Here is a 7859-nt window from a genome sequence, read left to right as displayed (position 1 = left end):
GATCACGGGCGCGCCGTTCTTGAGCGCGAGATCCATGATCTTCACGATCTTCTCGGCGTGGGCCTCCGAGAGTGAGCCGCCGAAGACGGTGAAGTCCTGGCTGAACACGTAGACCAGGCGGCCGTGCACGGTGCCGTAGCCCGTCACCACGCCGTCGCCCAGGTAGCGCTCGTTCTCCAGGCCAAAGCCCGTGGCGCGGTGCACGACAAAGCGGTCCAGCTCCACGAACGAGCCCTCGTCCAGCAGCACGTCCAGCCGCTCGCGGGCGGTGAGCTTGCCGCGCTCGTGCTGCGCCTTGATGCGCTTTTCACCGCCGCCCTGCTCCGCCTGCCGGCGAAGCTCCTCCAGCTGCTCCAGCTTCTCCCGCATCGACATCGCGTGTCGTCCGTGGCTCTGCGTGTGAAGGGTCTCCCGGAAAGGGCGGCAATCTACCACGCCGCCGCCCGGCCCGCACGGGTCTGCGGCGACGACGGGCGATGAGGAGGGCCTCGCCCGTCCCGTGGACCACGTCCACGCCTGACGCACGGAGGGCGGCGCTCGCGTGCGCCGCCCTCCTCGTCACTGCTTCGCCGCGACGCGCGCCCGTCAGGGCATCCGCATCGTCTCCGGCTGGGCCGGCTCGCTGATCGACCACTCGATGGGCAGCTCCACCCACGCGTTCACCGGCTTTCCGTCCACGCGCGCGGGCCGGAACCGCAGCAGGACGACGTTCTCCAGCGTGGGCTGGTTGAATTCCGGATGGGTGCTCGCGACGATGTGAGGGACCGTCACGACGCCTTCCGTGTTCACCCGCATGCGCACGAGCACGGTTCCCCGGGTGCGGCTGCCACGCAGGTGCGCGGGGTAAGCGCGCTCCAGCGCGCGCCGGAACGACGACATGTTGAGGGGCCGCGGCATCACCTCCACCTCGCGCATCTCATACACGCGCGCCTGTGCCACCACCTGGTTCATGGTGTAGACGCGCTCGCCCTCGTCCGTCACGCCCGCGCGGGCGACGGTGCCCTGCTCCTCGGTGGACACCGGGGGCTGCCACTGGATGTTGAGCTGCGCGCGCACGGGCACGGCGCGGTCCGCCAGCCGCGCGGGCTCGAACCGCAGCCCCTGGACGGCCGCGACGGTGGGGGCGTCGAACGCCGGGTCGGTAGACGTGAGCACGCGGGGGTCGCGCAGGGTCCCGTCCGGCTCCACGACGAACGACACCAGCACCGTGCCGGCAGTCCGGGCGTGCAGCTGCTCGGCGGGATAGTTGGCGGCGAGGGCGTCGCGCAGCGCCCCGAGGTTGGCGGGCCGGGGCCGCTGCTCCACCTCCGCGAGCTCGTAGACGCGCGCGGAATCGGCGGCGGGCTCCTGCGCCCGCGCGGGCGCGGCCAGGGAGCACAGCAGGACGAGCGCGGCGGAAATGCGTTTCATCACCAGGATCGTAATTCGGTGGATCGTCAAAATGGGGAAATCGCGAGGTCGGCAGGATCGGCGGGGTGATCGATCGCACACACGGACCGGTTTCGTGCCGACGGGTACGATCGGATTGGATGCGGGGATTCGGCGGAACGACGGCCCGGCGGAGGAAAACATAGTGTTCATCCGCGACCCAGGACAACGCGCGCCTGCCGATGCCGACGACACCCGCGACGCGCATCGAGGGCCCTGCCGGCCCCGTCGATCGGATCGAAGCGGCGGAACGCGTTGTACCGTCGATTCCGCGTACCGTCGACTCCGCTGACCCGTGCGAAGAAGGCGCGGAGCCCGAGCTCCACGCCTTCTTCATCCGGCCGAGACGTCAACGGATCGTCACCCGCTCAGCGCACGATGCTCCACGCGATGGGCAGCTCCACCCACACGTCCACCGCCTGCCCGTCCTTTTGCCCCGGCGTAAAGCGCAGCTGCGAAACGGCCTGCAGAGTGGCCGCGTTGAAGCCCGGCTCCGTCGTGGTGGTGACGATGAAGTCGCGCGGGATGCCCTGTGCGTCCACCCGAAAGCGGACCTGGACGGTGCCCTCGACACCCGCGTCGCGCAGCTCGCGGGGATAGTACTCGGTGAGCGCCCGCTGCAGGACGGAGATGTTGCGCGGCCGGGGAACCACGTCCACGTCGCTCAGCTCCCACCCGCCCACGCCGTTGGAGCGCTTGCCCGTCCGCGCGTGGTCCGTCCCGGTGGATGGACCCGGATCCGCCGCGGGAGCCGCCGGTCGCCACTGGATGGGCAGCTCCAGCTGCACGGGCACGGCGCGGCCCTCCACCGTCGCGGGGGTAAACCGCAGCTCCGCCACGGAGGCCAGGGTCACGGAGTCGAACGCCGCGTCCGTGGAGGTGGTGACGCGCGCGTCGCGCGGCACGCCGTCGGCGCCCACCACGAGGGCCACCTGCACCGTGGCCCCCTGCCCCGCGGCGTGCTTGTCCGCGGGATAGGCAGCGTTCAGCGCCGAAACGAACGCCTGGACGTTCTCGGGCCGGGGCGGCGTCTCCACCTGCGAAAGGGCGTACACGCCGGAGGGTTCCTGCGCCCGCAACGCGGCGGGCACAAACAGGGCGAGTGCGATCAGGGTGCGGCGCATGAGGAGCGTCCCGTGGCGGTGAACGGCACGACGGGCGGAACGCGCCCGTCCAGTACAAACGTATTCGGTCCACGCAAAAAGAAAAGGGCGCGGAGCCCAGGGCCGGAGCATCGATCCGGAGGGGGCCGGCCGACGCCCGGGCGACGAATGCTGCCGCTCAGTCGCTCACGCTCCACTGGATGGGCAGCGTGAGCCGCGTGCGCACAGCCTGCCCGCCGACCCGTCCCGGCTGAAAGCGGAGGGAGTCGATCACCTTCAGGCTTGCCGCGTTCAGGCGCGAGTCGGCGGTGCGAATGATCTCCACCTCCTCCACGCGCCCCTGCTCGGTTACCACCATCTGCACGTACACCGTACCCTGCACCCGCGCGTCCCGCAGCTCCGGCGGGTACAGGTGGCGCAGCGCCGCCGCGAACGCCTCCATGTTCAGCGGCACCGGCCGCACGTCCACCTCCGTGAGGTCGTACGTACGCGGCTTCTCCGCGCTCGCGGCCGCAGCGCGGGCCACGTCGCCCGACGCGGCCGGCGCCGGCGTCTGGGCGCGCAACGTGGGCGCGGACAGCAGGAGGGCGGCAATCAGCACTCGCTTCATCGAACGGCGCTCCGGGCTGTGGGGAACGGCACCTGGGAACCCGTGCCACAATACGGCGCGAATCGCGAGAAGTTGCAGCGGCAGGAGGCGGAGAGCAGCCCGCGCACGGAGGCAACCGACCACAGTGCGCAACGAGCGAAAGCAAGAAGGGCGCGGAGCCAAAGCTCCGCGCCCTTTCTTGTTCGATCCCGGAAGGGAGAGAGAGGCTTACGCCTGCTCCTCGCCCGCCTCGTCGGCGGCCGGGGCCTCGTCGGCCACGGCGTCCGTGACCTGCGAGTTGACCGTGGACTCGACCTCGTCCGTGGCCTGCTCGTCGCCCGCCTCGGCCGCGGGGGCCGGGGTCGCGAGCTGCTGGAACTGCGGCTCGCCGCCCTCGAACTTGGGCACCCGCACCACCTCGAGCACGATGCGGTGGTTGCCCGCGTCCACCTCGGTGATGCGCATGTCGAGCACGTCGCCCTCGCCGAACACGTCGGCCGGGTTCTGCAGGCCCGTCACGCCGATCTGCGACACGGGGACAAAGCCCTCCACGTCGTTGCCCAGGTCCACCGCCACGCCCTTGTCCTGCAGGCGGGTGATGGGGCCCGCGATCTCCTGGCCCACGTGGTACTGCGTGGCGATGTCGCCCCACGGGTCGTCCTGGGTCTGCTTGAGGCCCAGCGAGATGCGCTTGTTCTCGGCGTCCACGCCCAGGATCACCACGTCGACGTCGTCACCCTTCTTGACGACCTCGGACGGGTGCTGGATGCGCTTGGTCCAGCTCATGTCGGAGATGTGCACCAGGCCGTCGATGCCCGGCTCGATCTCCACGAAGGCGCCAAAGCTCGTGAGGTTGCGGACCTTGCCGCTCAGGCGCGTGCCCACCGGGTACTTGGCCGGCAGCGCGTGCCACGGGTCCTCCTCGATCTGCTTCATGCCCAGCGAGATCTTTTCGCCCTCCGGATCCACCTTCAGGATCACGGCCTCGATCTCATCGCCGAGCGACACGATCTTGGACGGGTGCCGGACGTTGCGCGTCCAGCTCATCTCGCTGATGTGCACCAGGCCCTCGACGCCCTTCTCCAGCTCCACGAAGGCGCCGTAGTTGGTGATGGAGACCACCCGGCCGCGGACGCGGGCGCCCACCGGGTACTTCTTCTCCACGTCCTTCCAGGGGTACTCCTGGAGCTGCTTCAGGCCCAGCGACAGGCGCTCGCGCTCCCAGTCGATGTCCAGGACCTTGACCTCCAGCTCGTCGCCGATGGCCACGACCTCGGAGGGGTGGCCAACGCGGCCCCACGACATGTCGGTGATGTGCAGCAGGCCGTCCATGCCGCCCAGGTCGATGAACGCACCGAAGTCGGTGATGTTCTTGACCACGCCCACGCGCTGCTGGCCGACCTCGAGCTCCTTCTTGAGCTTGTCGCGCTTGATCTCGCGATCGGCCTCGAGAAGCACGCGGCGCGACACGACGATGTTGCGGCGGCGCTTGTTGAGCTTGATGATCTTGAACTCGTACGTCTCGCCGATCAGGTCCTCGATGTTCGGGACGCGGCGCAGGGCGATCTGCGAGCCCGGCAGGAACGCGTCCACGCCCATCAGGTCCACCGTCACGCCGCCCTTGATCTTGCGGGTAAGGGTGCCCTGCACCGGGTCGCCGGCCTCGTACGCCACGCGGATCTGCTCCCAGACGCGCAGGAAGTCGGCCTTCTTCTTGGACAGGACGACGACGCCGTCCTCGTCCTCGAGGTTCTCCAGGAAGACTTCGACCTCGTCGCCGATCTGCAGCGAATCGGGGTCCTTGAACTCGTCGCGGGTAACCGCGCCTTCGCTCTTGAAGCCCAGGTCCAGGATCACCGCCTTGTCGGTGATGCGAAGAACCTTGGCCTTAACGATCTCACCCTCCTCGATGTTGCTGAGGGTGGGCTCGTACATGTCCAGCATGGCCTCGTACTCTTCGGACGTGTACTCGTCCTCGTCGTAGAGGTCCGCGCGGATGCCCAGGGAGCGCGCGCGCTCCGCGATCTGCTCGATGGTAAGGTCGCTGCCGATGCTGCGGGGCTTCTCGGCAACGGCCACGCCGCCCTCGCTGTCCTGCGAGAACTGCTCGTCGGTACGGTCTGCCATTGGGAGGGGGATCTCCTTGTAACTCAGCCGCCGTTTCCGCGTGCGGAAAGGGCGGTGGGCTGGGGTGAATGGTCCTGGGGCGTCGTAAGCCCGGGTAAACAGAGAAACTTACGGAATTTCTTCACTCCGGTCAACCCCTCCGCGCTCCCGCGCAAGGGCCACGATGCGCTCCACCTGCTCGTCGAAGGTGAGCGAGGTGGTGTCGATGACCACGGCGTCGTCGGCCTGGCGCAGGGGGGCCGTTTCGCGGCCGCTGTCCAGGGCGTCGCGGCCCTGCAGCCGCGCGGCCTCGGCGCGCACGTCCTCGGCGGAGAGCCCCGTCACGCCCATCTCCAGCAGCCGCCGCCGGGCGCGCTCTTCGGCGTCGGCGATGAGGTACGCCTTGAGCTCGGCGTCGGGGAAGACGACGGTGCCGATGTCGCGGCCGTCCGCCACCAGGCCGCCGCGGGCGCCGCTCTCGCGCAGGGCGTCCATGAGCCACTCGCGCACGGCGGGCACGGCGGCCATCCGCGACACGTGGGCATTCACCTCGGGCGTGCGGATCTGGAGGCTCACGTCCTCGCCGGCCACCGTCATGGTGTAGCCCGTCTCGCCGGGCTTGCCGTGCACGTCCATGCGGTCCAGCTCGTCGTGCGTGAGCTGGGCCCAGCCATCCGGCTGGATGCCGGCGTGCAGGGCCGCATAGGTGATGGCGCGGTAGAACGCGCCGGAGTCCAGGTGGCGGTAGCCCAGGCAGCGGGCGACGGCCTTGGCCGTGCTGCTCTTGCCCGACCCCGCCGGCCCGTCCAGCGCGATGATGATCCCGTCCGGCCGCTTGGTGTCGCTCATGCGATGGGATGCTGAGAGAAATCGACGTCAGGTTGAACTCGAGTCCGGCGACGAGCCGAACCGCGGTCAGGCTCGATGCGGAAGTCAATCGCGAGAATACCGTATATCGTGCGTGGAGGCGAGCTCCGCGATGCCCCTCCGCTCGCCCAGGCCCGCACCTCCCCCAAAACCCCTGGGGGGAGGTTGAACTGCCCGGGGGCGCCGGCATCGTGCACGTTTGCCGAGTGTGTCTCGCCCGCGGAGGGCCCCCTCCCCCGGCCCCCTGCCCCCGCTTCGCGGGGGAGGGGGAGGGGGAGAACTGCATTCGGCGTGGAGCAGTCTCAGTGCACGAACTCGCCCTCTCGCCAACCCCTCCCCCGAAGTTGGGGGAGGGGTCGACCGCCGTTGCGAGGAACGAGCAAAAAGGCGGTCGGGGGAGAGGGCCCTCCGTCGCGCAGCGACGGGAAATCAGCCCCGCGTAATCCTTTCCAGCAGCTCCCAGAACCCCGGAAAGCTCACGTCCACGCACTCCGGGTGATCGATCTCGATCGCGTTGCCCGGCTGCGCGCCCAGCACGCCGAACGCCATGGCGATGCGGTGGTCGTCGAACGTCTGCACACGGCCGGCCAGCGGACCCTCCGTGCCGCGCACGAGCATCCCGTCCTCCAGCTCCTCCGCATCCACCCCCAGCCGCCGCAGGTTGCCGACGACGGCAGAGACGCGGTCCGTCTCCTTCACCCGCAGCTCGCCCGCGCCCGTGATGCGCGTCTCCCCCTCCGCCCGGGCGGCCAGCACGGCCAGCATGGGGATCTCGTCGATGGCGTCCGGCACGTCCGCCCCGCCGACGTCGATCCCCCGCAGCGGCGCGGGACGGACGACGAGGTCCGCCACGGGCTCGCCGCCGGCCGTGCGCGCGTCCTCCATCGCGATCCGCGCGCCCATCCGCTCCACCAGCCGCAGGAACCCGATGCGCGTGGGGTTCACGCAGACGTTGCGGATGCGCAGCTCGCCGTCGTCCGCCATCAGCGCCAGGGCCACGAGGAACGCGGCGGACGACGGGTCGCCGGGCACCTCCAGGTCCAGCGGGGGCAGCGCCCGGCCGCTGGGATCCAGGCGGATGCGTACGCCGCCGTCCGCGTCCGCCGTCTCCACCGGCTCGCCCAGCGCGCCCAGGATGCGCTCCGTGTGGTCGCGGGACAGCATGGGCTCCGTGACGGAGACGGGCACGCCCGCGCCCAGGCCCGCCAGCAGCACGGCGCTCTTGATCTGCGCGCTGGCCTTGGGCGACGCGTAGTCGATGCCGTGCAGCGGCCCGCCGATCACCTCGATGGGCAGGCGGTCCACCGCGCCGGCCTCGCGAAAGCGCGCGCCCATCCGCGCCAGCGGCTCCGTGATGCGCCGCATGGGCCGTCCCCGCAGCGAGTCGTCGCCCGTGAGGGTGGACGCGAAGGGACGTGACGCCAGCAGGCCCATCATGAGCCGCGCCGTCGTGCCGCTGTTGCCGCAGTCCAGCCACGCCGCCGGCGCCGTCCACGAGGCGATCCCCCGCCCCGCCACGACGATCTCCGACCCGTCCGCCGGCAGGTCCGGCACGTCACACCCCAGCGCACGGAGGACGGACGCCGTGCTGCGGCAGTCCGCGCCCGGCAGCAGGCCGCGCAGGCGGCTCTCGCCGTCCGCCACGGCGCTGAACATGAGCGCGCGGTGCGTGAGGGACTTGTCGCCGGGGACGGCAACGTCGCCGCGGACGTGCAGGTGCGTGGGCATCAGGCGGATGCGGATGGGTGGCTCCAGGGTCGGCGCCC

General features: G+C 70.5%; 7 protein-coding genes. All 7 read right to left on the bottom strand.

All coding sequences use genetic code 11. The annotated features are described in order from the left end of the window. Positions 1 to 369 (bottom strand): carboxyl transferase domain-containing protein (locus tag VFZ20_RS11905; protein ID WP_414682935.1); only part of this gene is annotated, 369 nt, incomplete at its 3' end. A gap of 216 nt (positions 370 to 585) precedes the next feature. Then, positions 586 to 1410, bottom strand: coding sequence for an energy transducer TonB (locus VFZ20_RS11900; RefSeq protein WP_329684100.1), 825 nt, complete (start codon positions 1408 to 1410; stop codon positions 586 to 588). Between the two features lie 386 nt (positions 1411 to 1796). Then, positions 1797 to 2552, bottom strand: coding sequence for an energy transducer TonB (locus tag VFZ20_RS11895; RefSeq protein WP_329684099.1), 756 nt, complete (start codon positions 2550 to 2552; stop codon positions 1797 to 1799). Between the two features lie 157 nt (positions 2553 to 2709). Continuing rightward, complete coding sequence (locus tag VFZ20_RS11890; RefSeq protein WP_329684098.1) at positions 2710 to 3141, bottom strand: energy transducer TonB; 432 nt, start codon at positions 3139 to 3141, stop codon at positions 2710 to 2712. A gap of 207 nt (positions 3142 to 3348) precedes the next feature. Beyond that, the gene (locus VFZ20_RS11885) at positions 3349 to 5247 is read right to left on the bottom strand and encodes a 30S ribosomal protein S1 (RefSeq protein ID WP_329684097.1); all 1899 of its coding nucleotides are present in this window, start codon (positions 5245 to 5247) and stop codon (positions 3349 to 3351) included. 108 nt (positions 5248 to 5355) lie between these two features. After that, a complete protein-coding gene (cmk, locus tag VFZ20_RS11880; protein WP_329684096.1) occupies positions 5356 to 6075 on the bottom strand; it encodes a (d)CMP kinase in 720 nt (239 codons plus the stop codon). A 447-nt stretch (positions 6076 to 6522) separates the two neighbouring features. Continuing rightward, on the bottom strand, positions 6523 to 7859 hold a 1337-nt coding region (gene aroA, locus VFZ20_RS11875; protein ID WP_329684095.1), incomplete at its 5' end, for a 3-phosphoshikimate 1-carboxyvinyltransferase.

The sequence above is a fragment of the Longimicrobium sp. genome (genome assembly GCF_036280135.1).
Classification (GTDB): domain Bacteria; phylum Gemmatimonadota; class Gemmatimonadetes; order Longimicrobiales; family Longimicrobiaceae; genus Longimicrobium.
The sequence above is the reverse complement of the archived record's forward strand: the minus strand, read 5'-3'. Positions and strand labels throughout refer to the sequence as shown.